Annotated in this window: 25 protein-coding genes, 2 tRNA genes and 1 pseudogene; 11 read left to right on the forward strand and 17 right to left on the reverse strand. The window is 66.0% G+C overall.

The genetic code is table 11. The annotated features are described in order from the left end of the window. Positions 1-2: 2 nt before the first annotated feature. Together ACLIIZ_RS07260 and metF are read left to right on the forward strand one after the other, a co-directional pair. The gene (locus tag ACLIIZ_RS07260; protein ID WP_416691451.1) at positions 3-824 is read left to right on the forward strand and encodes a TlyA family RNA methyltransferase; all 822 of its coding nucleotides are present in this window, start codon (positions 3-5) and stop codon (positions 822-824) included. Next, positions 821-1,648, forward strand: a complete 828-nt coding sequence (gene metF, locus ACLIIZ_RS07265; protein WP_416691452.1) for a methylenetetrahydrofolate reductase [NAD(P)H] — start codon at positions 821-823, stop codon at positions 1,646-1,648. Before ACLIIZ_RS07260 ends, metF begins: the two co-directional genes overlap by 4 nt. Before the next feature lie 34 nt (positions 1,649-1,682). Here metF and ACLIIZ_RS07270 read toward each other — a convergent pair whose 3' ends face one another. Then, the gene (locus ACLIIZ_RS07270) at positions 1,683-2,504 is read right to left on the reverse strand and encodes a mechanosensitive ion channel family protein (RefSeq protein WP_416691453.1); all 822 of its coding nucleotides are present in this window, start codon (positions 2,502-2,504) and stop codon (positions 1,683-1,685) included. A gap of 187 nt (positions 2,505-2,691) precedes the next feature. On the opposite strand from ACLIIZ_RS07270, the gene ACLIIZ_RS07275 reads away from it, so the two are divergent. Continuing rightward, positions 2,692-2,767 (forward strand) — tRNA-Lys (locus ACLIIZ_RS07275). An 11-nt stretch (positions 2,768-2,778) separates the two neighbouring features. After that, positions 2,779-2,854, forward strand: a tRNA-Lys gene (locus ACLIIZ_RS07280). Between the two features lie 151 nt (positions 2,855-3,005). Here the strand turns inward: ACLIIZ_RS07280 and ACLIIZ_RS07285 are convergent. The 3 genes from ACLIIZ_RS07285 to rng form a co-directional block, all read right to left on the reverse strand. Next, positions 3,006-3,425 carry a ProQ/FINO family protein gene (locus ACLIIZ_RS07285; RefSeq protein ID WP_416691454.1) on the reverse strand — a complete coding sequence of 140 codons (420 nt, stop codon included), beginning with the start codon at positions 3,423-3,425 and terminating at the stop codon, positions 3,006-3,008. A gap of 69 nt (positions 3,426-3,494) precedes the next feature. Beyond that, a complete protein-coding gene (locus ACLIIZ_RS07290) occupies positions 3,495-4,370 on the reverse strand; it encodes a dienelactone hydrolase family protein (RefSeq protein WP_416691455.1) in 876 nt (291 codons plus the stop codon). Between the two features lie 18 nt (positions 4,371-4,388). Continuing rightward, complete coding sequence (gene rng / locus ACLIIZ_RS07295; RefSeq protein WP_416691456.1) at positions 4,389-5,840, reverse strand: ribonuclease G; 1,452 nt, start codon at positions 5,838-5,840, stop codon at positions 4,389-4,391. Positions 5,841-5,874: 34 nt separating this feature from the next. Between rng and trhP the strand changes: the two genes are divergently transcribed. Both trhP and ACLIIZ_RS07305 read left to right on the forward strand, forming a co-directional pair. Continuing rightward, positions 5,875-7,149: a prephenate-dependent tRNA uridine(34) hydroxylase TrhP gene (gene trhP, locus ACLIIZ_RS07300; protein WP_416691457.1), complete on the forward strand. Its 1,275-nt coding sequence runs from the start codon at positions 5,875-5,877 to the stop codon at positions 7,147-7,149. Between the two features lie 64 nt (positions 7,150-7,213). Further along, positions 7,214-8,272: an acyltransferase family protein gene (locus tag ACLIIZ_RS07305; protein WP_416691458.1), complete on the forward strand. Its 1,059-nt coding sequence runs from the start codon at positions 7,214-7,216 to the stop codon at positions 8,270-8,272. On the opposite strand, the gene ACLIIZ_RS07310 is transcribed toward ACLIIZ_RS07305, so the two are convergent. Then, on the reverse strand, positions 8,269-10,227 hold the full coding sequence (locus ACLIIZ_RS07310; RefSeq protein ID WP_416691459.1) for an acetoacetate--CoA ligase: 1,959 nt from the start codon (positions 10,225-10,227) through the stop codon (positions 8,269-8,271). The genes ACLIIZ_RS07305 and ACLIIZ_RS07310 overlap by 4 nt on opposite strands. Before the next feature lie 115 nt (positions 10,228-10,342). On the opposite strand from ACLIIZ_RS07310, the gene ACLIIZ_RS07315 reads away from it, so the two are divergent. Beyond that, entirely contained in the window at positions 10,343-11,116 is a 774-nt protein-coding gene (locus ACLIIZ_RS07315) for an enoyl-CoA hydratase (RefSeq protein WP_416691460.1), read from the forward strand. A gap of 3 nt (positions 11,117-11,119) precedes the next feature. Here the strand turns inward: ACLIIZ_RS07315 and ACLIIZ_RS07320 are convergent, their stop codons facing one another. Next, positions 11,120-11,719, reverse strand: coding sequence for an isochorismatase family protein (locus tag ACLIIZ_RS07320; RefSeq protein ID WP_416691461.1), 600 nt, complete (start codon positions 11,717-11,719; stop codon positions 11,120-11,122). A 92-nt stretch (positions 11,720-11,811) separates the two neighbouring features. Here ACLIIZ_RS07320 and ACLIIZ_RS07325 point away from each other — a divergent pair, with 92 nt between their 5' ends. Further along, positions 11,812-12,798, forward strand: a complete 987-nt coding sequence (locus ACLIIZ_RS07325; protein ID WP_416691462.1) for a GlxA family transcriptional regulator — start codon at positions 11,812-11,814, stop codon at positions 12,796-12,798. A gap of 3 nt (positions 12,799-12,801) precedes the next feature. Further along, positions 12,802-13,899: a hypothetical protein gene (locus tag ACLIIZ_RS07330; protein ID WP_416691463.1), complete on the forward strand. Its 1,098-nt coding sequence runs from the start codon at positions 12,802-12,804 to the stop codon at positions 13,897-13,899. 35 nt (positions 13,900-13,934) lie between these two features. Here the strand turns inward: ACLIIZ_RS07330 and ACLIIZ_RS07335 are convergent. The 10 genes and pseudogenes from ACLIIZ_RS07335 to ACLIIZ_RS07380 all read right to left on the reverse strand — a co-directional run. After that, a pseudogene (locus ACLIIZ_RS07335) lies at positions 13,935-15,866 on the reverse strand (methyl-accepting chemotaxis protein); the annotation flags it as partial. A 79-nt stretch (positions 15,867-15,945) separates the two neighbouring features. Beyond that, positions 15,946-16,524 (reverse strand): Maf family protein, encoded by a 579-nt coding sequence (locus ACLIIZ_RS07340; RefSeq protein WP_416691465.1) that lies wholly within the window; start codon positions 16,522-16,524, stop codon positions 15,946-15,948. Next, positions 16,524-16,994: a 23S rRNA (pseudouridine(1915)-N(3))-methyltransferase RlmH gene (gene rlmH, locus ACLIIZ_RS07345; protein WP_416691466.1), complete on the reverse strand. Its 471-nt coding sequence runs from the start codon at positions 16,992-16,994 to the stop codon at positions 16,524-16,526. The genes ACLIIZ_RS07340 and rlmH overlap by 1 nt, the downstream gene beginning before the upstream one ends. Continuing rightward, positions 16,991-17,356, reverse strand: coding sequence for a ribosome silencing factor (gene rsfS, locus ACLIIZ_RS07350; RefSeq protein ID WP_416691467.1), 366 nt, complete (start codon positions 17,354-17,356; stop codon positions 16,991-16,993). The genes rlmH and rsfS overlap by 4 nt, the downstream gene beginning before the upstream one ends. Beyond that, the gene (gene nadD / locus ACLIIZ_RS07355; RefSeq protein ID WP_416691468.1) at positions 17,356-18,009 is read right to left on the reverse strand and encodes a nicotinate-nucleotide adenylyltransferase; all 654 of its coding nucleotides are present in this window, start codon (positions 18,007-18,009) and stop codon (positions 17,356-17,358) included. Before nadD ends, rsfS begins: the two co-directional genes overlap by 1 nt. Continuing rightward, the gene (locus ACLIIZ_RS07360) at positions 18,002-18,775 is read right to left on the reverse strand and encodes a BPSS1780 family membrane protein (RefSeq protein WP_416691469.1); all 774 of its coding nucleotides are present in this window, start codon (positions 18,773-18,775) and stop codon (positions 18,002-18,004) included. The genes nadD and ACLIIZ_RS07360 overlap by 8 nt, the downstream gene beginning before the upstream one ends. Positions 18,776-18,778: 3 nt before the next feature. Next, on the reverse strand, positions 18,779-19,525 hold the full coding sequence (locus ACLIIZ_RS07365; protein ID WP_416691470.1) for a BPSS1780 family membrane protein: 747 nt from the start codon (positions 19,523-19,525) through the stop codon (positions 18,779-18,781). A gap of 9 nt (positions 19,526-19,534) precedes the next feature. After that, the gene (locus ACLIIZ_RS07370; RefSeq protein WP_416691471.1) at positions 19,535-20,461 is read right to left on the reverse strand and encodes a homoserine kinase; all 927 of its coding nucleotides are present in this window, start codon (positions 20,459-20,461) and stop codon (positions 19,535-19,537) included. 3 nt (positions 20,462-20,464) lie between these two features. Beyond that, positions 20,465-20,794, reverse strand: a complete 330-nt coding sequence (locus ACLIIZ_RS07375; RefSeq protein WP_416691472.1) for a DUF2782 domain-containing protein — start codon at positions 20,792-20,794, stop codon at positions 20,465-20,467. A 31-nt stretch (positions 20,795-20,825) separates the two neighbouring features. Beyond that, positions 20,826-21,554, reverse strand: coding sequence for an LOG family protein (locus ACLIIZ_RS07380; protein ID WP_416691473.1), 729 nt, complete (start codon positions 21,552-21,554; stop codon positions 20,826-20,828). A 3-nt stretch (positions 21,555-21,557) separates the two neighbouring features. On the opposite strand from ACLIIZ_RS07380, the gene polA reads away from it, so the two are divergent. Together polA and ACLIIZ_RS07390 are read left to right on the forward strand one after the other, a co-directional pair. After that, complete coding sequence (polA, locus tag ACLIIZ_RS07385; RefSeq protein WP_416691474.1) at positions 21,558-24,257, forward strand: DNA polymerase I; 2,700 nt, start codon at positions 21,558-21,560, stop codon at positions 24,255-24,257. A gap of 47 nt (positions 24,258-24,304) precedes the next feature. Beyond that, on the forward strand, positions 24,305-24,895 hold the full coding sequence (locus ACLIIZ_RS07390) for a Uma2 family endonuclease (RefSeq protein ID WP_416691475.1): 591 nt from the start codon (positions 24,305-24,307) through the stop codon (positions 24,893-24,895). Between the two features lie 6 nt (positions 24,896-24,901). Here ACLIIZ_RS07390 and ACLIIZ_RS07395 read toward each other — a convergent pair whose 3' ends face one another. After that, positions 24,902-25,519, reverse strand: coding sequence for an adenylate/guanylate cyclase domain-containing protein (locus ACLIIZ_RS07395; protein WP_416691476.1), 618 nt, complete (start codon positions 25,517-25,519; stop codon positions 24,902-24,904). Positions 25,520-25,651 lie beyond the last annotated feature (132 nt).

The following is a 25,651-nucleotide window of genomic DNA, read 5'->3' on the forward strand; positions in this document are numbered from 1 at the left end:
GCATGAACTCCTTCCACGCCCGGCAAGGTGGCCGACAGCGTGACGAAAAAGCGGCCAAACCGCCGGTCGAACGCCATGGCCTGCTGCGCGCCGACGCCCTGCTCGTCCAGCGCGGGCTGGCGGCGTCGCGCACGCAGGCGCAACGGCTGATCGGCGAAGGCCGGGTGTTCGCCGATGGCAAGGCGATCGGCAAGCCGGCGCAGGAATTGCCGGCTGATGCGGTGCTGACCGTGCAGGCGGACGACAGCGACCGCTACGTCTCGCGCGGCGGCCTCAAGCTGGCCGGTGCGCTGGCGGCGACCGGCGTGAGCATCAAAGGCAAGCACTGCCTCGATGTCGGCCAGTCCACCGGCGGTTTCACCGACTGCCTGCTGCAGGCCGACGCCGCCCATGTCGTCGGCGTCGATGTCGGCCACGGGCAACTGCACGGCAAGCTGAAAGGCGACGCGCGCGTCAGCGCGCTCGAAGGCATCAACTGCCGCGCCCTGACCGCCGCCGACCTCGGCGACGCCATGCCGGCCGGCGGTTTCAACCTGATCGTCGGCGACGTCTCGTTCATCTCGATGACCCTGGTGCTGCCGCAACTGCCGGCGCTTCTCGCCGCCGACGGCGACCTGCTGCTGCTCGTCAAGCCGCAGTTCGAAGTCGGCCCGCACAACATCGGCAAAGGCGGCATCGTCCGCGACCCGACGCTGTACCGTGACGTCGAGGGCCGTTTCCTCGATCTCGCCCGGCAACTCGACCTGACGGCAAAAGCCTGGCTAGCCAGCCCCATCACCGGCGGTGACGGCAACCGCGAATTCTTTATCTGGCTGAAAAAATGAAACCCGAAATCTCCATCGAATTCTTCCCGCCGCAAACGCCCGAAGGCGTCGACAAGCTGCGCGCGACGCGCGCCGAACTGGCCAAGCTGCAACCCGAATTCTTCTCCGTCACCTACGGCGCTGGCGGTTCGACGCGCGAGCGCACCTTCTCGGTGGTCAAGGAAATCGCCGCCGAAGGCTTCGACGCCGCACCGCACCTGTCGTGCATCGGCTCGACGCGCGAATCGATCCGCGAAATCCTCGGCGAGTACCAGGCAGCCGGCATCCGCCGCATCGTCGCGCTGCGCGGCGACCTGCCCTCGGGCATGGCGGAAACCGGCGAGTTCCGCTACGCCAACGAGCTGGTCGAATTCATCCGCGCCGAGACCGGTGGCCAGTTCAGCATCGAGGTCGCCGCCTATCCGGAATGGCACCCGCAGGCGCGCAGCCCGCAGGACGACCTGCAGAACTTCGCGCGCAAGGTGAAGGCCGGCGCCAATTCGGCGATCACCCAGTATTTCTACAACGCCGACGCCTACTTCCACTTTGTCGACGAAGCGCGCGCGCTCGGCGTCGACATCCCGATCATCCCGGGCATCATGCCGATCGTCGGTTTCACCAAGCTGGCCCGCTTCTCCGACGCCTGCGGCGCCGATCTGCCGCGCTGGATGCGCAAGAAGTTCGAGAGCTACGGCGACGATAGCGAATCGATCCGCGCCTTCGGCCTCGACCTGGTCACCGAACTGTGCGCCCGCCTGCTCCAGGGCGGCGCCCCGGGGCTGCACTTCTACAGCATGAACCAGGCGCCGCTGACCCTGGAAATCTGCCGCCGCCTCGGCAACTGAGCCAAGGGCCGGCAACGCCGGCCCCTTCCCCGTCTCAGGACTGCGTCAGCAGCACGTTCTGCGCCGGCATCGGCGCCGGGAACCCCGCTTCGGCCAGCGCTTCGCGCAGAATCCGGTTGGTCTCGAAATAAACCTGCCAATAGTGGTCGTTATGGCAATACGGACGCACCGCGAGGACCGGCCCCACCAGGTTGAATTCAAGAATCTCGACATCAACCGCCGGCTCGGCGAGCACATTCGGAATCATCGCGATCTTCTCGCGCAGCAACCCAATCGCCGCCCGGTGATCGGCAGCACCGGCTAGCTGACACTTCAGATCGACCCGGCGGAACGGGTTGTGGGTGTAGTTCTGGATGTTGTCGCCGAAAATCTTGTTGTTGCCGACCACGGTCGCGATGTTGTCCATCGTGTTCAGCGTCGTCGCGAACAAGCCAATCTCGGTCACCGTCCCGGTGACACCGCCAACCGTCACGAAGTCACCAACCTTGAAGGGGCGCAGAACGATCAGGAAGGCCCCCGCTGCGAAATTCGAGAGCAAGCCGGCCCAGGCGGCACCGATGGCGATGCCGGCGCCGGCGACAAGCGCCGCGAAGGTCGTCGTCTGCATTCCGAAGTAACCGAGGATGCCGATCACCAACAGGATGTTCAAAGTCACGGTGACAATCGAACCGACGTAGCGCAACACCGTCGGGTCGACCTTCTGCCGCTCCAGCGCCGCACGCACCATGCCGACCGCAATGCCGATCAGCCAGCGGCCAACCACCCAGAAAACAATTGCCGCCAGCACCTTGAGACCGACATCTGTCGCCGCCGCCAACAGCCAGTCCTGATAACGGGATAAACTTTGCGCATCCATGATCAAGCTCCTGAACGATAAGGGGAAAATCCCGCTTTGATTTTAGCGGGGCTAATCCATGAAAGCTTGCTAGCTACATAACTTCACCATTCAACGGACAGGCTTACATAGGCAACACTCACCAAACTTGTTCGCAGGCGTTGACGACAAGCGGCGACCCCCATATAATGCGCGCTTCCCGTGGGGCGGGTCGGTAGCTCAGTCGGTAGAGCAGCGGACTTTTAATCCGTTGGTCGCGAGTTCGAGTCTCGCCCGACCCACCAGGAATAATTCTGGGTCGTTAGCTCAGCTGGTAGAGCAGCGGACTCTTAATCCGTAGGTCGAGTGTTCGAATCACTCACGACCCACCAGAATTTCAATGACTTAGGCCGCCTCCGGGCGGCCTAAGTCGTTTCTGACGGCTGATTTGCTGCATTTCTGGCGCCCCCCCCCCCAAGTAAGCCAGGGCAAAAAAAACGGGCCCGTTCAAGGGGCCCGGTGTTTTTTAGCAGTGCTTGCCTCTTACTTGCGCCCGAATTTCTCGGCCAGTTCCAGCAGCTTCTTCTGCTTCATGGCTTCGGCCTTGGCGGCGGCTTCGCTGGCCTTGCGCTGTTCGGCCTGCTTCTTGAAGCGTTCCTTCAGTTGCTCGGTTGCATGCTGGCGATTCTCGTCGGTGACTTCGCCGGCAGGCGTACCGTCGAGATTGAGGCGTTGCGCCGCCTTTTCCATTTCCTTGAGGTAGCGCGTGCTCATCGTGTGGCTGCGCATCGCCAGCCGCACCGACTTGCGGCTCAGGTCCGGCAGCGCAGCGAACAACTGCTTGTCGATGCCTATTGCCAGCGGACTGTAGTTGCGGAATACGGCGAAGCGCTCCTGCAGTTCCTTGAGCAAGGCACGAACGTCGGTGGTTTTTTCGGTGGTGGCGGAATCGGCGGTGGTCATGATCGACAGCGGGCAGGACAAGGGGCGAAGCGTAGCATGAAAGCGCCGCCCCGTGCCCCGGAATGGCGTTTACACGCCATTCCTGCGAAACCAGTCGAGCATCCGGCGCCAGCCGTCCTCGGCTTCTTCCTTGCGGTAGCTCGGCCGGTAATCGGCGTGGAAGGCATGCGGCGCGTTGTCGTAGAGCTGGAGCTGCGAAGCCTTTGCCGCCGGGCTGCCGGTCTTCAGCGCCGCTTCCATGGCATCGACGGTATCGACCGGGATACCGCTATCGACGCCGCCGTAGAGGCCGAGCACCGGCGCCTTCAGTTCGCCGACCAGGTCGATCGGATGGCGCGGATTGTAGGCATTGACCGGGCTGACCAGGCGGCCGTACCAGGCGACGCCGGCCCTGACCCCGGGATTGTGAGCGCTGTACAGCCAGGTGATGCGGCCGCCCCAGCAGAAACCGGTGATCGCCAGCCGACCGGTGTCGGCGCCCTGGCCGGCGGCCCAAACGACCGCCGCGTCGAGGTCCTTCATCACCTCGGCGTCTGGTGTCTTGCTGCTGATCTTGTCGATGATCTCGGCAACGCTCTCAATCTGGCGGGGATCGCCCTGGCGGGCGAACAGTTCAGGGGCGACGACGAAATAGCCGAGTTTGGCCAGGCGGCGCGCGGTATCGCGGATGTACTCATGAACGCCGAAGATCTCGGAGATCAGCAACACCACCGGCGCCTTGCCAACGCCGGCCGGTGTGGCGCGGTAGGCGACCATCTCACCATCGCCTACCGGCACCTTGACCTCACCGGCGGTGAGGCCGGCGGCATCGGTGTGGATTGCGGTCTGCGCCGCCACCGGCTGGGTGGCCAGCGCAAATCCGGCTCCCAGGCTGGTAACCAGGAACTCGCGCCGGCTGAAACCCTGCGCCGGAACCAGGCTGTCAAATTCTGCGCGGTCGTTCATGTCTCTCTCCTTGGCTAATCACATCAGGACGATATCGTACTGCTCGGGCGAATAACTGGGTTCGGATTGCAGGGAAACCGATTTGCCGATGAAGTCGGAGAGCATCGCCAGCGACTGCGATTCCTCGTCGAGGAACAGATCCACGACAGCCGGACCGGCCAGGATGCGGTACTCACGGGCGTTGAACTGGCGCGCCTCGCGCAGCAGTTCGCGGAGGATTTCGTAGGCGACGGTGCGCGCCGTCTTCACCTCGCCGCGGCCGCCGCAGGTCGGGCACGGCTCGCACAGCACGTGCGCCAGCGATTCGCGGGTGCGCTTGCGGGTCATTTCGACCAGGCCGAGATGGGTGAAGCCGTTCACCGTCAGCCGCGTGTGGTCGCGCGACAGCGCCTTGTTGAACTCTTCCAGCACCGACTTCTTGTGCTCCTCGTTTTCCATGTCGATGAAATCGACAATGATGATGCCGCCAAGGTTCCGCAAGCGCAGCTGGCGGGCGATGGTGACCGCCGCCTCGAGGTTGGTCTTGAAGATGGTGTCGTCGAAGTTGCGCACGCCGACGAAGCCGCCGGTATTGACGTCGATCGTCGTCATCGCCTCGGTCTGGTCGATGATCAGGTAACCGCCGGACTTCAGGTCGACGCGGCGGGCCAGCGCCTTCTGGATTTCATCCTCGACGCCGTGCAGGTCGAACAACGGCCGCTGGCCGGTGTAATGCTCGAGCAGCGATTGCACCGCCGGCGTGTATTCGCCAGCGAACAGCGAGAGTTTCTGGAAGTTCTCCCGCGAGTCGATGACGATGCGCGTCGTCTCCGGGTTGACGAAATCGCGCAGCACGCGCTGGCCAAGCGACAGTTCCTGGTAGAGCAGGGTGGGCGGAGCGCTGCTACGCGAACGCTGGCGGATGTCGGCGCAGATTTTCTTCAGGTAGGCGATGTCGGTGGCGAATTCTTCGTCGCTGGCGTTCTCGGCCATCGTCCGGACGATGAAGCCGCCGGTTTCGTCGTCCGGCACCAGCCGGGTCAGACGTTCGCGCAGCAGTTCGCGCTCGGTTTCCGACTCGATCCGCTGCGAGATGCCGATGTGCTTCTCCTGCGGCAGGTAAACCAGCATGCGGCCGGCGATCGAAAGCTGCGTCGTCAGCCGCGCCCCCTTGGTGCCGATCGGGTCCTTGACCACCTGGACGACGATGCTCTGGCCTTCGGCCAGGATTTTCTCGATCGGCCGCTCGGTCGCCGACTCGCGCGGCTGCCAGATGTCGGCGACGTGCAGGAAGGCGGTGCGCTCGAGGCCGACATCGACGAAGGCCGACTGCATGCCGGGCAGGATACGGACGATGCGTCCCAGATAGACATTGCCGACCAGACCGCGGCTGGCGGTGCGTTCGATGTGGAGTTCCTGGACGACCCCTTGTTGCATCACGGCAACACGGGTCTCCTGGGGCGTGAAGTTGATCAGGATTTCTTCGGTCATGGGAGTAAAATTCGCGGTTTTTCAAGATTTTACTATGCGCAAGGCGCCAGAACTCCTCGCCCCGGCCGGTTCGCCCGAAATGATGCGCACCGCCTTCGCCTTCGGCGCCGACGCGATCTACGCCGGCCAACCCCGCTACAGCCTGCGCGTACGCAACAACGCCTTCGGCGACCTGGCGATCCTCGGTGACGCCATCGCCGAAGCCCATGCCGCCGGCAAGCAGTTCTTCGTCGTCAGCAACATCTACCCGCACAACGCCAAGCTGAAGACCTACCTCGACGACATGGCGCCAGTCATCGCGCTCCAGCCGGACGCGCTGATCATGTCCGACCCCGGTCTGATCGACATGGTGCGCACGCGATGGCCGGATCAGGTCATCCATCTGTCGGTGCAGTCGAACACGGTGAATTGGGCGGCGGTCAGGTTCTGGCAGAAGATGGGCATTAGCCGCGTCATCCTGTCGCGCGAACTGTCGCTCGACGAAGTTGCCGAAATCCGCCAGCAATGCCCGGACATCGAACTCGAAGTCTTCGTCCATGGCGCGCTGTGCATCGCCTATTCCGGCCGCTGCCTGCTCTCCGGTTATTTCAACCACCGCGACCCGAACCAGGGCACCTGCACCAATTCCTGCCGCTGGGATTACAAGGTATCGACCTCGGATGGCCAGCCGGTCAATTTTTACCAGAACCCGGAGCAGGAAATCCTGCTTGAGGAACGCCAGCGCCCCGGTGAACTGATGCCGATCGAGGAAGACGAGCACGGCACCTACATCATGAATTCGAAGGACCTGCGCGCCATCGAGCATGTGCATCGGCTGACCGAGATCGGCGTCGATTCGCTGAAGATCGAGGGCCGCACCAAGAGCCCGTACTACGTCGCCCGTACCTGCCAGGCCTACCGCCAGGCGATCGACGATGCCGTCGCCGGCCGCCCCTTCGACCCGACCCTGCTCGGCGAACTGGAAAACCTGGCCAACCGCGGCTACACCGACGGCTTCTACCAGCGTCACCACGATGCCGACTATCAGAACTACCTGCGCGGCCATTCCGAATCGGACAAGAGCCAGTACGTCGGCGACGCCGTCGCCTTCGACGCAGCGCGCGGCCTGATGCGGGTTGCCGTCAAGAACCGTTTCGCACTCGGCGACACCGTCGAATGCGTGCAGCCGCGGGGCAACCTGCGGTCACGCATCGGCCGCCTGGAAAACGCGGCCGGCGAACCCGTTCCCGTCGCCCCGGGCAGCGGCCACACGGTGTGGATCGACTTGCCCGCCGAGACAGCCGGCGCCTTCGTCAGCCGCTTGTTCTGAAACGGGTTTTGTGCACCGCAGCAGTTGGCGTAATATTACCGTCATGAAACCGACAACTTCGCGCATGCCTCTGCTTGATGCACTCAAGGCCGGCGCCTCGCAGCTTGTCCTGTTGCACCATTTCGCGCTCTACGGCCCGCTGGCCGTGGCTTTCGGCGCGACCTTCCCGGAAGTTGCCGAATGGCTGGTCGATTACGGACGGATGGCGGTCCAGGTCTTCCTCGTCTGCGCCGGTTTCCTCGCTGCCCGCGGCCTGGCACCGGAAGGCCGCCTGCTGGCAGGCAACCCGCTGCCGCTGATCGGCCGCCGCTACCTGCGCCTCGCCCTGCCCTTCGTCGCGGCGATCAGCATCGCCGTCATCGTCTCGGCCATCGCCGACCAGTGGCTCGACGATCCGGCGGTGCCCGACCGCGCCACCTTCGGCCAGTGGCTGGCCCATGTCTTCCTGCTGCACGGCGTGCTCGGCGCCGAATCACTGTCCGCCGGCGTCTGGTACGTCGCCATCGACTTCCAGCTCTTTGCCCTGATGGCGCTGCTGCTGTGGCTGGGGAGAAAGCCGGCCGGTGCGCTGCTGGCGGTGCTCGGGCTGGCGATTGCCTCGCTGTTTTACTTCAACCGCGACAGCGGTCTCGACAACTGGGCGATCTACTTCTTCGGCTCCTACGGTCTCGGCGCCGCTGCCTGGTGGGCGTCGGCGCGCGGCCGCCTGCGGCTCTGGCTGGGACTCATCGCCACCGTCGGCATCGCCGCGCTGGTCGAAGACTTCCGCCTGCGCATCGCGATTGCCCTGACGGTGGCGCTGCTGCTCGCCTTCAGCCGGCGCAGCGGCCTCCTCGAACGCTGGCCGCAGGGGCGGCTGACGGCCTTCTTCGGGCGCATTTCCTACTCGGTCTTCCTCGTTCACTTTCCCGTCCTGCTCCTCGCCAACGCGCTGTTTGCCAACAGCGCCCCGCGCGATGCGGCGGCGATCACCTGGTGGACGCTGGTCACCTGGGGCGCCTGCATCGGCGCCGGCATGGCCTTCCATCGCTGGATCGAAGTCCCGACCGGCAAGGTACGGATGCCGGCCCTGCTCCGCCAGTGGGGCCGCCGCGCCCTGCAGGCCCTGCCCGGACGCGGTTAATCGGCCAGTTCGGGGCGCTGCCGGAAACCTTCCAGCGCCTCCGGGTTGGCCAGCGCCTCGACGTTCTTCACCGGCCGCTCGTGCACCACGTTGCGCACCGCCAGTTCGACGATCTTGCCCGACTTGGTGCGCGGAATGTCCAGCACCTGGACAACCTTCGCCGGCACATGGCGCGGCGTCGTGTTGGCGCGAATCTGCTGCTTGATGCGCTCGACCAGCGCGGCGTCGAGCACGGCGCCCTCGGCCAGCTTGACGAAGAGCACGACGCGCACGTCGTCGTTGCGGCCCGGCGGCCAGTCCTGGCCGATCACCAATGACTCCAGCACTTCCGGCAACTGCTCGACCTGGCGGTAAATTTCGGCGGTGCCGATGCGCACGCCGCCCGGATTGAGCGTCGCGTCGGAGCGGCCGTAGATGATCATGCCGTCGTGCGCGGTCAGTTCCGAGAAATCGCCGTGACACCAGATATCCGGGAAACGCTCGAAGTAGGCGGCGTGGTACTTGCTGCCGTCGGCATCGTTCCAGAAGCCGACCGGCATCACCGGGAAGGGCCGGGTGCACACCAGTTCGCCCTTCTCGCCGCGCACCGGCTGGCCATCCTCATCGAACACCTCGACCGCCATGCCCAGCCCGCGACACTGGATTTCGCCGCGATAGACGGGCAGCACCGGGTTGCCGAGGACGAAACAGGAAATGATGTCGGTGCCGCCGGAAATCGAGGCGAGCAGGATGTCAGCCTTGACCTCGCGATAGACCCAGTCGAAGCCTTCCGGCGACAGCGGGCTGCCGGTCGAGAACAAGGCGCGCAGGGCGCCCAGGTCGTGCGTGCGGGCCGGCGTCAGGCCCTGCTTGGCCGCAGCGTCGATGAACTTGGCCGAGGTGCCGAAGTGGGTCATGCGCTCGGCCTCGGCGTAGTCGAACAGCACCTTGCCGCCGGCCGCGAACGGCGAGCCGTCGTAGAGCAGCAGCGTGGCGCCGGCGGCCAGCCCGGAGACCAGCCAGTTCCACATCATCCAGCCGCAGGTGGTGAAGTAGAACAGACGGTCGCGGGGGCGCACGTCGCTGTGCAGGACATGCTCCTTGAGGTGTTGCAGCAGCACGCCGCCGTGGCAATGGACGATGCACTTGGGCACGCCGGTGGTACCCGACGAGTACATGATGAACAGCGGATGGTCGAAGGCGACCCGTTTGAACACCGGCATCGTCGCCGCATCGGCCGCCGGCAGCGCCGGCCAGGCGACGGCGTTGGCGATGGCGCCGATTTCCGGGGCTTCATCCAGATACGGCACGACCACGGTCTTCACCAGCGACGGCATCTGCGCCGCGACTTCCGCGTTCTTGGCCAGACAATCGACCGCCTTGCCGTTGTACCAGTAGCCATCGACGCAGACCAGCACCTTCGGTTCGATCTGGCCGAAACGGTCGAGCACGCCCTGCACGCCGAAATCCGGCGAGGCCGACGACCAGATGGCGCCGAGCGCCGTCGTCGCCAGCATGGCGGCGAGCGTTTCCGGCAGGTTGGGCAGGTAACCGGCGACGCGGTCGCCTTCGCCGACCCCGGCCTCGATCAGGAAACGCTGGAAGCGGGCGACTTCGCCGCGCAACTCGCGGCGAGTCATACGCCGCTTGACCTTGTCCTCGCCCCAGAACACCAGCGCTTCGCCGTCATCGGCGTGGCGCAGCAGGTTTTCGGCGTAGTTCAGGCGAGCCTGCGGAAACCAGCGCGCGCCGGGCATCTTGCCGCCATCCTCGAGCACCGTTTCGCCACGTTCGCCGACCGCGCCGCAAAAGCGCCAGACCTGTGGCCAGAATTCCTCCGGCTTATCGACCGACCATTGCCATAGTTCGGCGTAGCGGCCATGGCCGGTCGCCTGCATGAACTGCGCCATGCGGGTATCGCCGACGGTGGCCGGGTTCGGGGTCCACAACGGGGCCGCGGCTATCGGATAGGTCATCTTGTCTCCTCCGGGATGGTTTTTCGTGACAGCTTATCAGGTTAACGTTAACGTCAACTGTCGCGCGCCGGACAATGCGGCGCCAGCCTTCAACAAGAACATCCAGGAGAATCCAATGAGCAACGTCGTACTGAGCGAAATCCACGGCAAGGTCGGTCTGATCCGCATCAACCGGCCGGAAGCGATGAACGCGCTGAACAACGATGTCGTCGACGGCATCGCCGCCGCCATCGACGCCTTCGAAGCCGACGAGAACATCGGCTGCATCGTCCTCACCGGCAACGAAAAAGCCTTCGCCGCCGGCGCCGACATCGGCTTCATGAAGGACTTCGACTACATGCACGCCTACCAGACCGACTTCATCACCCGCAACTGGGAGCGCATCAAGACCACGCGCAAGCCGGTGATCGCGGCGGTGGCCGGCTTCGCGCTGGGCGGCGGTTGCGAGATGGCGATGATGTGCGACATGATCTTCGCCGCCGATACGGCGAAGTTCGGCCAGCCGGAAATCCGCCTCGGCACCCTGCCCGGCGCCGGCGGCACGCAGCGCCTGCCGCGCGCCGTCGGCAAGGCGAAGGCGATGGACCTGTGCCTGACCGCGCGCATGATGGACGCCGCCGAAGCCGAAAAGGCCGGTCTGGTCGCCCGTGTCATCCCGGCCGAGCAACTGCTGGACGAAACGCTGAAGGCCGCCGCGACCATCGCCGGCTACTCGCTGCCAGTGGTGATGATGATCAAGGAGTCGGTCAACCGCGCCTTCGAGTCCTCGCTCAACGAGGGCCTGCTCTTCGAACGCCGCGTTTTCCACGCGGCCTTCGCCCTCGAAGATCAGAAGGAAGGCATGGCCGCCTTCGTCGAGAAGCGCAAGCCGGCCTTCAAGAACCGCTGAGGTTCAGTCGGGAATAGCAGCGACCTCGCGGACGATCACCGCCTGCGTGTCGCTGAGGCCGACCAGGCTGGCCTCGTGCAGCAACTCGGCGGCCATCACCCCGCCCTGCCCGTCCGGCAGCGGGCGGGTAGCGCAGGCCGGGGCGACGACGGTGCACCGGAAACCGCGCCCGGTCGCCGCGCGCACCGTCGAACTGACGCAGTTGTGGGTCATGAAACCGATGACGATCAGGTTCTGCCGCCCTGTGGCTGCCAGCACCGCCTGCAGTTCGGTACCGGCAAAGGCGTCGGCCAGCGTCTTGTTGACGACGCTTTCGCCGGGCAGCGGCTGCATTTCGTCGAGCGGCCGGTAAGCCGACGTTTCCGGGTTGAAGATCGGCCCGGCGCCGCGATGCAGGACGTGCACGACCGGTGTGCCGGCAGCGCGAGCACGCGCCAGCAAGCGGGCACCGGCAGCCAGCGCGCTGGCGATGCCGGGCAAGGCCAGTTGGCCGTCGAGGTATTCGCACTGGGCGTCGATGATCAGCAACACGCTGTCGGCGAGCCGGTTCGGCGGGCTTGGCGGAGCGAAGCGCTGAAGGATGGTGAAGGCGTCGGTAGTCATGGCAATCTCCGTGTAAGTGGGCAGGGCAATGATGCGCGTCGGCAAAAGGCGGCAACAGCGGCATAATTGACATTCTTCGTGCCGAATCTGCCATGACCGCCATCGCCCTCCTCGTCGCCCCCGGCTCCACGCCATCGAGCGTCACCAGCACGCTGGACATGGTCGCCATCGCCCGCCGTCATCCGGCCGCTGCCGATTGCCGGCTCGACCTGTTGTCGGCAAACGGCGGCGAAATCGAACTGGCGCCGGGCCTGCGTTTGCAGACCAACACGCTACCGGAATCGCTGACCGACTACGCGGCGGTCCTCGTCTCCGGCTTTTTCGCGGCGGATTTCGCCGACCTAGTGCGCCAGCTCGCTGCCGTCTGGCAGCCGGCGATCCGGCGGCTGGCGGCGCTGCCGGCGGATCGCCTGGTCGCCGCCAGTTGCTACGGCAGCTTCGTCCTCGCCGAAAGCGGTCGCCTCGACGGGCGTCCGGCAACCACCCCGTGGTGGCTGGCCGACGCCTTCCGCCAGCGCTATCCGCAGGTCCGACTGGATGCCGACCAGGCGCTGGTCGACGCCGGCCCGGCAATCACCGCCGGCGCGATGACGGCGCATGTCGACCTGTCGCTGCATGTCCTGCGCCGCCTGTTCGGCGCCCCGCTCGCCCGCGAGGTTGGCGGGATCATGCTGATCGACGGCGCCCGCCGTTCGCAGCGGCCGTTCAAGTCCCTGCCGCAGCGCTTCGCCGACCCGCTGGTCGACGCGGCGGCGGCTTGGATGAGTCGCCGCGCCGCCCAGGATTTCAGCACGCACGAACTCGCCGCCGCGCTGGCCGTCAGCTACCGCACCCTGCATCGGCGTTTCGTCGCCGCCGCCGGCATGGCGCCGCTCGCCTACCTGCAGGCGCTGCGCATCGAACACGCCCGCGAACTGCTGGAAACGACCCGCGACAGCGTCGAACGCATCGTCGAAACGGTCGGCTACCGCGACAGCTCGGCCTTCCGCCGCCTGTTCGCGCGCCAGGTCGGGCTCAGCCCGGCCGCTTACCGCCAGCGCTTCCGCCACCCCGAATCGCCCTTTCCGGAGACCGACTGAACCATGCATCTGTTTGCCGACATCACCGCCCACGGCTTAGGCCACCTGGCGATCAGTGCGCCGGTCCTCAACGCGCTGGCCGAGATCGCGCCCGAGCTGCGCCTGACCGTACGCAGCCGGCTGCCGCTCGCCAAACTGCGCGAACGGATCGCCCCGCCCTTCACCCTGATCGAAGCCGCCAGCGATTTCGGCTACGTGATGCACGACGCTCTGCGCGTCGACCGGGAGGCCAGCGCCGCCGCCTACCGCGCCGCACACGCCGACTGGCCGGCGCGGGTTGCGGCGGAAGCGGAATTCCTGCGTTCGCTGGCGCCGCACGCGGTGCTCAGCAACGTTGCCTACCTGCCGCTGGCCGGCGCCCGGCAGGCCGGCATTCCGACGCTGGCGATCTGCTCGCTGAACTGGGCCGACCTGTTTGCCCACCATTTTCCCGGCGAACCCTGGGCGCCGCCGATCCATGCCCAGATCCTCGCCGCCTACCGCGACGCCGACGCCTTCCTGCGCCTGACGCCAGGGATGCCGATGCACGACCTGGCCCGCGTCGAACCGATCGCCCCGATCGCCGCCCGCGGCACCCGGCACGATCTCGGATTCGGTGCCGGGCGCAAGATCCTGATCGCCCTCGGCGGCTTCGACCATCGCCTGCCGGTCGACGACTGGCCGCGGCTGCCCGCCACCCGCTGGCTGGTACCGGCCAGCTGGCAATGCCGGCACCCGGACGCGGTCGCCTTCGATGACCATGGGCTGAGTTTCACCGACCTGCTCGCCTCGGTCGATGCCGTGATCACCAAGCCAGGCTACGGTTCTTTTGCCGAAGCCGCCTGCTGCGGCACACCGGTGCTTTACCTGCGACGCGACGACTGGCCGGAGCAGGATTGCCTGATCGACTGGCTGGAGCAGCATGGCCGCTGCCGCGAAATCGCCGCCGACCGCCTGCGCCGGGGCGACATCGTGCGCGACCTGGAAACCCTGCTGGCACTACCGGCACCACCTTGCCCGCAGCCGGACGGCGCACTCCAGGCGGCGCGCCGCATCCTGGCGACAGTCCAGGGCGGGAGCGCAGCAAACGGCGGGCGGCAGCTTACTGCGAACACGCGCTAGGAAGTCGCCAGGCGCTGCAGCAGGGTCAGTTGTTCAACCGCTTCCTGCATCGCCTCCATCCCCTGCGCCAGTTCCTCGAGGCGGGCCAGACTGGCGTTGAGTTCGTCGCGTTCCTTGCCGGCATTCTGACTCATGCTGACGATCTGGTCGGCGGCGAGCGTGCTCTTGTCGGCCATTTCCTGCGTCGTGCCGACGGTTTCGGTGGCTACCGCACGAATCTTGGCGATCGTCGTCACCGCCTCGCTGATGCTCTTGGTCGTCGCCTGCGCCTGATCCTTTGCCGACTGGGCGAGCTTGCGCACTTCGTCGGCGACCACCGCGAAACCGCGCCCGGCCTCGCCGGCCCGCGCCGCCTCGATCGCCGCGTTGAGCGCCAGCAGGTTGGTCTGGTCGGCAATCGCGCCGATGCCGCCGGTGATCTGGCTGATTCCTTGCGAGATGCGTTCCAGATCGTCGAGTTCGCTGCCCAGCCGGGACTGTGCCGAGCGCGTCTGGGTGGCGGCGTCGCTGATCGAACGGATGCTGCGCTGGGCGATCTCCAGGGTATCGGCCTGGTGCAGGGTGGCCTGCTCCAGTTGCGGCAGCGCGGCAAGCAGCGGCGCTATCGCCTGCTGGTAGTCAACGACGCGCTCGGTCACCGCCGACTGGATACTGTTCAAGGCCGTCCAGCGGTGCAACGCGCGCTGCGCGTAATGCCCGGCATAAGCCGCGTAATCGACCGGAAAACGCGCCATCGCCTCATTACGCTGGTCGAAGAAGGCGAGCGCCGACAGGGTCTGGTTGATCGGCACACCGAGGATTTCGCCGAAGGTCGAGAACCCGGCGGCCGGCACGTCGTCGAAGAAGCGCGCCTCGCTCAGCCGCCCGCTGTTGCCGACGCGGCGCAGCACGCAATCGTTGAGCAGCACGGCGCTCGGCCGACCGTGGCGGCTGACGAACTGCTGCCAGTCGTTGCGCGTGGCGGCGATGAAATCGGTGGCCTTGAGCAGGTGCAGGCGGTCGCCGAATTCGAGGTCGCAGAAGAAGGCGATGCGGTCGTTACGGATTTCCGCGACCGAGCGGATGAAATACTCGTCCTCGACCTTGACCGCGAAGGTCTTGCCTTCCAGCTGCCGGGCCAGATCGCCGCGGTCGCAACGCAGATGCGCGGCGAGCACGTCGAGGATGGGCTGCGGCCGGCCGTCGCTGCCGAACAGCGAGGTGACGGTACGGGCGACCGGGTCGGCCTCGGCGACCAGCCAGCTTTGCTGGGTCGGTTCGAAGTTCTGGCTCTTGAACGGGGCAAAGGATTTGCCCTCCGCCATCTGGCAGAAGACCAGCACCGCCTTGCCCTGCAGCACCGAGCCGCCGGCGCCGATGTAGGTGCCGCTGAAATTGAGCCGGCCGCCGGCGGAGCCACCGATCGCCAGACAGGGGAAACGCCCGCTCTGGTACCAGGCCTGCATCAGGAAACCTTCGGACGCCGACAGCCCGTCACAGAAAACGAGGGCGAAGCTGCGCTCGCCGGAGAGCGGGATGCCCGGCCGGATTTGCTCCAGTTCGCGGCGGATGGCGGCGACGCGCTGGCTGGCGGTGGCCGTGTCCTTGACGTGGAGATCGACGACATGCACCTCGTGGCGGGCGATCAGGCCCTGCGGCAGCCACAACCAGCTACCCTGCGTGCCCTGCATCTCGCAGTAGGGAGAAGCGCCAGCCTGGCCGCACAGGGCGCCGGTCGACGACAGACTGAGCACCGAACGGCCGCTACCGGACAAGCGCTGCCAGGCCGTACTGACCCGCGAAAAATCGGTTTCCGGCGGCACGAAGGAAAGCAGCAGGCCGGCTTCGCCGGCGACGCCGAGCTGGCTGAAGTCGGTCGGCGGAACGTTGCAGTCGAAGCGCCCACTCTGCGGCTGGCCCGCCTGAGGCGCCCCGGATGTCGGCCGTGCCACCGACGTATCGCCGGAAAACAGCGAAAACAGGCCCATGATCTCTCTCCTCGGTTGTCGTTATGAGGAGCAATGTAGCGAGCCGTGGCAGTGCCGGGAAGCACGGCCCGCAAGCGGCTCAGAATCCCCAGCCGAACTGCTTGAGCAGCTCCCCGGTTTCGCACACCGGCAGACCCATGATGCCGGTATAGCTGCCGGCGATATGGGCGACGAACAGCCCGGCCCGGCCCTGGATGCCATAGGCACCGGCCTTGTCCATCGGCTCGCCGGAGAGGACGTAGTGGCGGATCTCGTCGTCGGCAAGTTCGCGGAAACGCACTTCGCTGACCGAGAGAACGAAGGCGCAGCGCTCGCCATCGGCGACGGCGACGCCGGTCAGGACGCGGTGCGTCTGCCCGGACAGGCGGCGCAGGATGGCCTCGGCGTCGGTGGCATCGGCCGGCTTGCCGATGATCTCGCCGGCGAATTCGAGCGTGGTGTCGGCGGCCAGCACCGGGTGAGCGACCAGGTGACGTTCCTTGAGCAGGTGCAGGCCATGCGCCGCCTTCGCCCGCGTCACGCGTTCGACGTAGGCGGCAGCCGGCTCGCCGGGCAAGGGGCTTTCATCGACGTCGCCGATCAGGGTGTCGAACTCGACGCCGATCTGGTGCAGCAGTTCGCGCCGACGCGGGCTGCGCGAAGCAAGGTAGAGACGCATCAGCCTTCCCGGTGGTAGGGGTGGTTCTTGAGCACGCTGACCGCGCGGTACAACTGCTCGCACAGCAGCAGGCGCGCCATGCCGTGCGGCAGGGTCAGGCTGGACAGGCGGATCTTCTCGACGGCGCGCTGCTTGAGCGCCTCGTCGATGCCGTCGGCGCCGCCAATCAGCAACGCGACGTCGCGCCCGTCCTGCATCCAGTGTTCGAGCCGCTGCGCCAGCTTCAGCGTGGTCAGGTCGTCGCCCTTCTCGTCGAGGACGACCAGGCGGCACGAGGTCGGCAAGGCATCCTCGATCCGCCCGCGTTCGGCGGCAAGCAGTTGTTCGCGGGTTTTCGAGCCGCGCGGTTCGGGCTTGATCTCGACGACGCTGGCCGCCGCCTCGCGCGGCATGCGCTTGAGGTATTCGGCGCAACCGGCATCGACCCAGGCGGGTTGCCGGTGGCCGACGGCGAGGATGGCCAGCTTCATTCGCCGGCGGCGACTTCCGCCAGCTTGCGCCGCTGGGCCGGGGTCACCTGCCAGAGCTCCTCGAGGTTGTAGTAGCTGCGTACCGCCGGCTGCATGACATGGACGACCAGGTCGCCGATATCGACCAGCACCCATTCCCCGGCGTCCTCGCCTTCGACCGAGACGATTTCGCCGCCGGCCTCGCGCACCTTCTCCTGAACGTTGCGGGCCAGCGCCTTGACCTGGCGGTTGGAATCGCCGGTGGCAATGACCAGACGATCGAACATCGAGGTCAGCTTGGTGGTGTTGATCACTTCGATGTCCTTGCCCTTGATGTCTTCAAGGGCGGAAACGACGATTTTTTGCAGCTTGCGTATGTCCATCAGGGATTTCTGTAAAGGGAATGGGCGCGAATATAGTCGAGAACGGCGTCCGGCAGCAAATAACGCGCCGACAGGCCGTTGGCCAGCAGCTTGCGGATCTGCGTCGCCGAAATGGCGAGCTGGGTCATCGCGAAGGTGACGATGCCGCCGCCCGGCGCGCTACACAGGCCACTCGCATCGGCCAGCCGGCGCTGCTGAAAGACGGCGGCCAGTTCCGCCGGCAGGCTGGCGGCTTCGACCGGGAAACCCGGGCGGTGCGAGACCGCGATGTGGGCGAGCTCGAGGATGTCGCGCCAGCGGTGCCAGCCCGCCAGACCGGCGAAGGCATCGGCGCCGACGAGCAGGACCAGCGGCCGGACGCCACCGAGTTCGCAGCGCAGGCGTTCGAGCGTGTGCACCGTGTAGCTTGGCGCGCTGGCTTCGACTTCGGCCGCATCGACGGTGAAGCGGAGATTGCCGGCGGTGGCCAGACGCACCATCGCCAGCCGCTGCTCGCCGGTCACCTGCGGTACGCCGCGGTGCGGCGGGTTGCCGGCCGGCAGCCAGCGCACGCCGCCCAGCCCGAGATGGGCGATCGACTCCTCGGCCAGGCGCAGGTGCCCGAAATGCACCGGGTCGAAGGTGCCGCCGAAAATCGCCAGCGGCTCAGACAATTTCGGAGATGCCGAAGATGTCGCGATAGACCACGTAAAAGCTGGCGAACACGGTCGGCGCGATGACCAGACCCATCAGCAGGGTGACCAGCGTCGTCGCCAGCCCCTGCAGCCCCGGCAACAGGCTGAGCAGCAAGCCCAGCACCAGGCCGGGCAACATGGCGGCGACGATCAGCAGGCCCAGCCCGTAGACGACGAAGGGCCGCCAGTTCATCTGGCAGGCGACGAAACTGAAGAACAGCGACTTGCCGAGCGGCAGCCGGTGCCAGGCGGCGAGCACCGGCGCAAACCACCAGGCCATCAGCACCGGCACCATGCCGACGACGACGATCAGCGCCGACAAGCTGAAATCGGCATCCTCGACCAGGGCGCGTTCGGCGCGGCTGTCGGCGAGCATGAACTTGAGCAGGGCGCCACCGTCGGCGACGGTCGACAGGCCGAGCACGGCGAAAGTTGCCACCAGGTAGAGGGCGCCGAGCACGACCAGAGTCTTGGTATTGTCGCGGAAACCACCGAACAGGGTCTGGATGGAAACCGGCTGGTGACGTTCGATATTGCGCGCCGCCAGCATCAGACCGACCGACAAGCCAGGAATGACCAGTGACGCGGCCAGCGCGCCGAGCATCGGAAACAGGTTGAGAAAGACGACGATGAACCAGTAGGTGATGACCAGCAGCGACAGCATCAGCGGGCTGCGGCGATAGATGGCGAAACCACCGAGCACCCATTGCCAGCCGCTGGCTGCAGGAAGCGTCTGCGCGCGCATCGCTCAGGCCCCCACAAAGATGTCACGGTAGGACGCGTACACCGCCGCCGAGAAGATCGGCAGCAGCAGCAACAGCCCGAGACCGATCGGCAGCATGGCGAAAAACGCCGCCACCACCAGGAAGGTGCCGAAGATCACCATCACCAGCCAGTTCTTCGCGCCGGCAGCGAAGCTCGCCTTCATTGCGGCCAGCGCCGGCATGTCGTGAAAATAGACCAGCGCCGGCGCGAACCAGGTGGCCATGATCACCGGCACCGAGAGCAGCATGACGAGCAGGCCGGCCAGCATGAAGCCGCCGAAGGCGATGCCGAAGCCGCCGATCCGCCCGGAAATCGCGCCGCCCAGCAAACCGCCGCTGATCAGCAGGAAGGCGATCAGCGCGATGCCGAAGACGCCGATGGCGAAGAAGACGCCAACCATCACCAGTTGCCCGGCCTGGCTGCGGAAGCCGGCGAAGAGGTCGCCAATCTGCGGTTCGCCGCCGTCAGCGATGGCGCGCGAAATCTGCAGCATGCCGGCACCGAACAGCGGCACCAGCAGGTGGGCGGCGATCTGCCCGAACAGCGGGACGATGGAAATGGCCATCAGAATGACCAGCAGCAGGATGCTCGCCCCCAGCCAGATGCCGGGATGGGCGAGGAACATCGCCCAGCCCTGGGCCAACCAGTCGAAACAAGCGCCGGCGTCGACCTCACGGCTGTCGCCCTTGAACGGCGCGGGGGGAATCGGGAATTGCGGACTTTCGCTCATGGCCGGATGCTAGCCGGGGAGCGCGTCGGCGGCAAGGCGCAAGCGCAGCAGCAGGGCCTTGAAATCGTCAGGATTCTTGATCGTCACCACTTCGCCGGCGCGCGGGCGCAATTTTGCGTCAAGACGCAGCAGCCAGAAACGCAGCGCCGCCGCCCGCCGCAAGGCCGGCCAGGCCAGCCTTTCGGCTGCCGTCAGCGGGCGCACCCCGGTATAGCCGTCGATCAGCGCCGCCAGTCGCCCGGCGTCGCCGCACCAGTCGTTGGCAACCACTGCCAGGTCGAACAGCCAGGCATCGACGCCGGCAAAATAGAAATCGAGCAGGCCGCCAAGTTCGCCATCGTCGCGCCACAGCACGTTGTCGCGGAACAGGTCGGCGTGAATCACGCCCTGCGGCAGCGCCGAGCGGTCCTGCCGCGACTGGAATTCGAGTTCGTCGGCAAGCAGCGCGGCGTCGGCCGCCGGCAACAGCGGCAGCAAGCTGTCGCCCAAAGCCTGACACCAGGCGGCGCCGCAAGGGTTGGCCGGCGCTCCGGCGAGATCGGCCGCTGCCAGGTGCAGACGGGCGAGCGCGGCGCCGACGCGACGACATTGCCCGGCGTCCGGCAACTCGACTGCCCGCCCCGGCAGGCAGCTCAGCAAGGCGGCCGGCTTGCCGCACAGGGTGCGCCAGAGGCGGCCTTGTGCATCGGCCAGCGGCCGCGGACAGGGCAGGCCGGCATCGGCGAGATGCGCCTGCAGGCGCAGGTAGAAATCGAGCGCTGCCGGATCGATCGCCTCGAACAGCGTCAGCACGAAGCGGCCGCCGCTCGTCGTCACGAAATAATTGGAATTCTGCATGCCGGCGGCGATGCCGGCGTGGTCAATCAGTTCGCCGGCGGCGAGCGGCCGGAGCCAGGCCGCGAGCTCGGCGCGGCCGACCGTGGTGTAGACGGACAAGGCTTACCAGCTATGGATGACCCACATCGGCGGTCGCACCGGGTTGGGATTGATCTCGCTTTCGACCATCACGCCGTCGCCCTGGCGATCGACCAGGTAATAGGGTTTGCCGTGCGTCGGCGTCACCTTGACCATGTAGAGCTTGCCGTTGGCGCGGAATTCCTCGCGCGTTTCCTTGTCGTTGCGGACGATGGTCACCTGCGGTTCGAGTGCGGCGTCGAACGGTTCCATTTCCGGCGGCGGAGGCGGCACGGCGGGCAGCGGTTGCAGTTCGCCCTGTTGCGCCCAGACGGGCAAGGCGGCGAAGAGCAGGATGGGGAGAAGACGGCGCATGGTTTTTCCTTTCGGTATGCCGGCCATTTTATTACAGGTTGAGCATCATCTCCCGCTCGTTCGGCAAGGGGCTGAACGGGCGTGCTTCGTAATGCTTGAAGATCGCTTCGACGACCTTTTCCGGGTCGTCGATGATCTGGATCAGTTCGGTGTCTTCGGGGTCGATCATCTTCTCGCGCACCAGAGTGTCCTTGAACCAGTCGATCAAACCCTTCCAGAAATCCGAGCAGACCAGGATCAGCGGAATCTTGCGCGCCTTACCGGTCTGGATCAGGGTCAGCGCTTCCATCAGTTCGTCGAGCGTGCCGAAGCCGCCTGGCATCACGACGTAGGCGCTGGCGAAGCGGACGAACATGTACTTGCGCGCGAAAAAGTGGCGGAAGGTCTGCGAGATGTCCTGATAGGGATTGCTCTGCTGCTCGTGCGGCAACTGGATGTTGAGCCCGACCGACGGCGACTTGCCGTGGAAGGCGCCCTTGTTGGCCGCTTCCATGATGCCGGGACCGCCACCTGAGATCACCGAGAAGCCGGAATCGGAAAGCTGGCGGGCAACGCGCTCGGTCAGATCGTAGTACGGCGTGCCTTCCTTGACCCGGGCCGAACCGAAGATCGTCACCGCCGGCTTGATCGCCGCCAGGCGGTCGGTCGCCTCGACGAACTCTGACATAATGCCGAAAATCCGCCAGGACTCGCGGGCCGTCGCGCTTTTCAGCAAGGCCTCGGTCTCGATGCCCATCACCAGTTTATCGCTCTCGGTCATCCCATGCCTCTTCTCTTGTTGGTGGACGGTTCGTCCTATCTCTATCGCGCCTATCACGCCCTGCCCGACCTGCGAAACCCGGCCGGCGAGCCGACTGGCGCGCTGTATGGCGTGCTGAACATGCTACGTCGTCTGGAAAGCGACCACAAGGCGGACTACAAGGCCGTCGTCTTCGACGCCAAGGGCAAGACCTTCCGCGACGACTGGTATCCCGAGTACAAGGCGCACCGTCCGCCAATGCCCGACGACCTGCGCGCCCAGATCGAGCCGATCCACGCCGCCATCGCCGCCGCCGGCTGGCCGGTGCTGTGCGTCGACGGCGTCGAGGCCGACGACGTGATCGGCACGCTGGCGACGAAGGCTGCGAACGACGGCATCGACACCCTGATTTCCACCGGTGACAAGGATTTGACCCAGTTGGTCGGGCCAAAGATCCGCTGGTACAACACGATGAGCGAGGAAATGCTCGACGCGGCCGGCGTCGAAGCCAAGTTCGGCGTGCCGCCGGAAAAGATCGTCGATTACCTGGCGCTGGTCGGCGATACCGTCGACGGCGTCCCCGGCGTCGCCAAGTGCGGGCCGAAAACCGCCGTCAAATGGCTGACGCAATACGGCTCGCTCGACGCCATCGTCGCCAACGCCGACAAGATCTCCGGCGTGGTCGGCCAGAACCTGCGCGACCATCTGGATTTCCTGCCGCTCGGCAAGAAGCTCGTCACCGTCGTTTGCGATCTGCCGGATTTGCCGGCGCCGGCGGCTTTGACCGCCACGGCGCGCGACCGCGACACGCTGCGCGAGCTGTACACCCGCTACAACTTCCGCACCTGGACGCGCGAACTCGACAGCGACGCGCCGCCAGCCGGTGAGGAGGCCACCACACCGCCCGCCGCGCCGAGCGAGGTCCGCTACGAGACGGTGTTCACCTGGGAAAAGTTCGAGCACTGGCTGCAAAAGATCGAAAACGCCTCGTTGACCGCGCTCGACACCGAAACCACCAGCCTCGACAGCTTCGCCGCGCGCATCGTCGGCATCTCGCTGTCGGTCACGCCCGGCGAGGCCTGCTACATCCCGCTCGCCCACAACGGCCCCGGTGTCGCCGAACAGTTGCCGCGCGACGAAGTGCTGGCGAAACTGAAGCCCTGGCTGGAAAACGCCGAGCGCCGGAAGGTGCTGCAGAACGCCAAGTACGACCAGCACGTCTTCGCCAACCACCGCATTGCGCTGGCCGGCATCGCCCACGACACGATGCTGCAGAGCTACGTCATCGAATCCGACAAGGGCCACGACCTCGGCCAGTTGTGCAGTCGCCACCTCGGCCTCGAAACAATCGCCTACGAAGACCTGTGCGGCAAGGGCGCCAAGCAGATCGGCTTCGACCAGGTCGACATCGAGCGCGCCGCCACCTACGCGGCCGAGGACGCCGACGTGACGCTGCGCGTCCATGACGTGCTGCACCCGCAATTCGCCAAGGAGCCAGGCCTCTCGCGCATCTATCACGAGATCGAACTGCCGGCCCGCCAGGTGATCTGGCAGATGGAACGCAGCGGCATCCTGATCGACGGCGACACGCTGGCCCGCCAGAGCCACGAGATCGGCCAGAAGATCATGGCGCTGGAAGCGCAGGCCTATGAACTCGCCGGTCAGCCGTTCAACCTCGCTTCGCCCAAGCAACTCGGCGAAATCCTGTTCGGCAAGCTGGGCCTGCCGGTGAAGAAGAAAACCGCCTCCGGCGGCGCGTCCACCGACGAGGAAGTGCTTTCCGAACTGGCGCTCGACTACCCGCTGCCCAAGCTGCTGCTCGAACACCGCTCGCTGTCGAAACTGAAAGGCACCTACACCGACAAGCTGCCGCGCATGATCAACCCGGACACCGGCCGCGTGCATACGCACTTCTCGCAGGCCTCCGTGGTCACCGGCCGGCTCGCTTCCAGCGAACCCAACCTGCAGAACATCCCGGTGCGTACCGACGAAGGCCGGAAAATCCGCACCGCCTTCGTCGCACCGGAAGGCAGCAGCATCGTCTCGGCCGACTACTCGCAGATCGAACTGCGCATCATGGCGCACCTCTCCGGCGACGCCCGCCTGCTCGAAGCCTTCGCCCACGGCGAGGACGTGCACCGCGCCACCGCCGGCGAGATCTTCGGCGTCACGCCGCTGGAAGTCGGCCCGGATCAACGGCGCGTCGCGAAGAGCATCAACTTCGGCCTGATCTACGGCATGAGCGCCTTCGGCCTCGCCCGCCAGTTGGGCCTGGAGCGCAGCGCCGCGCAGACCTACATCGACCGCTACTTCGCCCGTTACCCCGGCGTCGCCCGCTACATGGAAGAAGCACGGGCGACGGTGCGCGAGCACGGCTACGTCGAGACCGTCTACGGTCGACGGCTGTGGCTGCCGGAAATCCGTTCAAGCAACGGCAACCGCCGCCAGGCCGCCGAGCGCGCAGCGATCAACGCGCCGATGCAGGGCACCGCCGCCGACTTGATCAAGCTCGCGATGATCGCCGTCCAGAACTGGCTGGAACAGACCGCCCGCCAGTCGAAACTGGTCCTGCAAGTGCACGACGAACTGGTGCTCGAAGTGCCGGACGGCGAGCTGAGGGAAATCCGCACCCACCTGCCGCGCCTGATGACCCAGGTGGCGCAGTTGAAGGTGCCGCTGGTGGTCGAAGTCGGGGTCGGGCCGAACTGGGAAGCCGCCCACTAAGGCGGTGATTTATTGCATAATTTTTCCGTCGACCGCAGGAGGGCGCCATGAAACTCGCCGATGACATCTACGTGACGGAAACCGAATACCTGGCCCACGAAGTGCGCAGCCCGGTGCGCCACGAATACGTCGCTGGCCGCATCCACGCGATGACCGGCGCTTCGCTGCGCCACAACGTCATCGCCGGCAACATCTTCGCCCTCTTGCGCAACCATCTGCGCGGTTCGCCGTGCCGCGCCTTCATCGCCGACACCAAGCTGCGCGTCGCCAAGACGCACAGCATCTACTACCCCGACGTGCTGGTCACCTGCGACCCGCAGCACCTGAGCGTCGGCCCGGCCGACCAGGTGGTCGATAATCCGCGCCTGATCGTCGAAGTGCTTTCCGAAAGCACCGCCGCCACCGACCGCCGGGAAAAACTGCAGGCCTACCGCAGCCTGCCGACCCTGCTCGAGTACATGCTCGTCAGCCAGGACGAGGCGCTGATCGAAATTCACCGGCGCAGCGGCGACATCGGCTGGCAGCTCGCCACGCTGACGGCCGGCGACCCGGTCGAACTGAAGAGCGTCGAACTGCTCACCGATTTCGCGGCGATCTACGAGGAAAGCGGACTGCCGCTGCTGCCCGGTAGCGACTGACGCGCCTCAGCGGACCATCCGGAAAGCCGCATTGGCGCCCGGCGGCACGGTGGCGATCGGTTCGAACGCGTAGACACCGGCTGCCGCATCGCGCACCGCGTCGGTCACCAGGACTTCGCCGGCACGGGCGATGTCTTCGCCCAGCTTGGCTGCCGCGTTAACCTCGCTGCCATAGACATCGCGGTCGCCGATCCGCAGCAGCCGCCCGAAGCCGAGACCGACGCAGAGGCCGATGCGCTCCGCCGGCTCGCGCCCGACGTTGTAGTCCTGGCAGACGCGCTGCATGGCGTCGGCGCACTCGATCGCCTTGACGACATTGCGGAAGATGATCAGCAGGCTGTCGCCCTCGACCTTGAGCAGGATGCCATCGTGGGCATCGATGCACGGCGAGAGCAGGCGCTGCGATTCGTAGATCAACTGCAGGAAGTGAATGATCCCGAACGATGCGACGCCGCTGGAAAAACCGGACAGGTCGGTGAACATCACCGCCCATTCCTCGCCGAACAGATCCCAGATGCGGGCGTCGATCTTGTCCTTGTCGGCGCCGGGCGCCAGCCGCTCGGCGATCAGTTTCTCGATCCGGTCCTCGGATGCGCTGAGGCCGACGTTGCGCGTGTATGCCATATCCCCCCCGGGTACTTTTCAGTTGGAAGGGCAATGATGCCCCAAGCGGCAAACTTCCGGAACGCAAGCGACGAATCGCGCATGGCAAAAAAGCAAACGCTTAAGTTTCCTTTAATTCGCCGGTCGCATCCT

Origin of the sequence: Azonexus caeni (assembly GCF_048146105.1) — a bacterium.
Lineage (GTDB): Bacteria > Pseudomonadota > Gammaproteobacteria > Burkholderiales > Rhodocyclaceae > Azonexus > Azonexus aromaticus_B.

What these genes read in the sequence shown, in the direction of transcription:
- ACLIIZ_RS07310 (WP_416691459.1), bottom strand. Translation starts at nt 10,227, where the DNA reads ATGACCTATCCGATAGCCGCGGCCCCGTTGTGGACCCCGAACCCGGCC.
- ACLIIZ_RS07305 (WP_416691458.1), top strand. Translation starts at nt 7,214, where the DNA reads ATGCCTCTGCTTGATGCACTCAAGGCCGGCGCCTCGCAGCTTGTCCTG.
- ACLIIZ_RS07360 (WP_416691469.1), bottom strand. Translation starts at nt 18,775, where the DNA reads ATGCGCGCGCAGACGCTTCCTGCAGCCAGCGGCTGGCAATGGGTGCTC.
- ACLIIZ_RS07390 (WP_416691475.1), top strand. Translation starts at nt 24,305, where the DNA reads ATGAAACTCGCCGATGACATCTACGTGACGGAAACCGAATACCTGGCC.
- rlmH (WP_416691466.1), bottom strand. Translation starts at nt 16,994, where the DNA reads ATGAAGCTGGCCATCCTCGCCGTCGGCCACCGGCAACCCGCCTGGGTC.
- ACLIIZ_RS07260 (WP_416691451.1), top strand. Translation starts at nt 3, where the DNA reads ATGAACTCCTTCCACGCCCGGCAAGGTGGCCGACAGCGTGACGAAAAA.
- rng (WP_416691456.1), bottom strand. Translation starts at nt 5,840, where the DNA reads ATGACCGAAGAAATCCTGATCAACTTCACGCCCCAGGAGACCCGTGTT.
- ACLIIZ_RS07325 (WP_416691462.1), top strand. Translation starts at nt 11,812, where the DNA reads ATGACCGCCATCGCCCTCCTCGTCGCCCCCGGCTCCACGCCATCGAGC.
- ACLIIZ_RS07340 (WP_416691465.1), bottom strand. Translation starts at nt 16,524, where the DNA reads ATGCGTCTCTACCTTGCTTCGCGCAGCCCGCGTCGGCGCGAACTGCTG.
- ACLIIZ_RS07315 (WP_416691460.1), top strand. Translation starts at nt 10,343, where the DNA reads ATGAGCAACGTCGTACTGAGCGAAATCCACGGCAAGGTCGGTCTGATC.
- polA (WP_416691474.1), top strand. Translation starts at nt 21,558, where the DNA reads ATGCCTCTTCTCTTGTTGGTGGACGGTTCGTCCTATCTCTATCGCGCC.
- metF (WP_416691452.1), top strand. Translation starts at nt 821, where the DNA reads ATGAAACCCGAAATCTCCATCGAATTCTTCCCGCCGCAAACGCCCGAA.
- ACLIIZ_RS07330 (WP_416691463.1), top strand. Translation starts at nt 12,802, where the DNA reads ATGCATCTGTTTGCCGACATCACCGCCCACGGCTTAGGCCACCTGGCG.
- ACLIIZ_RS07270 (WP_416691453.1), bottom strand. Translation starts at nt 2,504, where the DNA reads ATGGATGCGCAAAGTTTATCCCGTTATCAGGACTGGCTGTTGGCGGCG.
- ACLIIZ_RS07375 (WP_416691472.1), bottom strand. Translation starts at nt 20,794, where the DNA reads ATGCGCCGTCTTCTCCCCATCCTGCTCTTCGCCGCCTTGCCCGTCTGG.
- ACLIIZ_RS07395 (WP_416691476.1), bottom strand. Translation starts at nt 25,519, where the DNA reads ATGGCATACACGCGCAACGTCGGCCTCAGCGCATCCGAGGACCGGATC.
- ACLIIZ_RS07290 (WP_416691455.1), bottom strand. Translation starts at nt 4,370, where the DNA reads ATGAACGACCGCGCAGAATTTGACAGCCTGGTTCCGGCGCAGGGTTTC.
- ACLIIZ_RS07320 (WP_416691461.1), bottom strand. Translation starts at nt 11,719, where the DNA reads ATGACTACCGACGCCTTCACCATCCTTCAGCGCTTCGCTCCGCCAAGC.
- rsfS (WP_416691467.1), bottom strand. Translation starts at nt 17,356, where the DNA reads ATGGACATACGCAAGCTGCAAAAAATCGTCGTTTCCGCCCTTGAAGAC.
- ACLIIZ_RS07285 (WP_416691454.1), bottom strand. Translation starts at nt 3,425, where the DNA reads ATGACCACCGCCGATTCCGCCACCACCGAAAAAACCACCGACGTTCGT.
- trhP (WP_416691457.1), top strand. Translation starts at nt 5,875, where the DNA reads ATGCGCAAGGCGCCAGAACTCCTCGCCCCGGCCGGTTCGCCCGAAATG.
- ACLIIZ_RS07365 (WP_416691470.1), bottom strand. Translation starts at nt 19,525, where the DNA reads ATGAGCGAAAGTCCGCAATTCCCGATTCCCCCCGCGCCGTTCAAGGGC.
- ACLIIZ_RS07380 (WP_416691473.1), bottom strand. Translation starts at nt 21,554, where the DNA reads ATGACCGAGAGCGATAAACTGGTGATGGGCATCGAGACCGAGGCCTTG.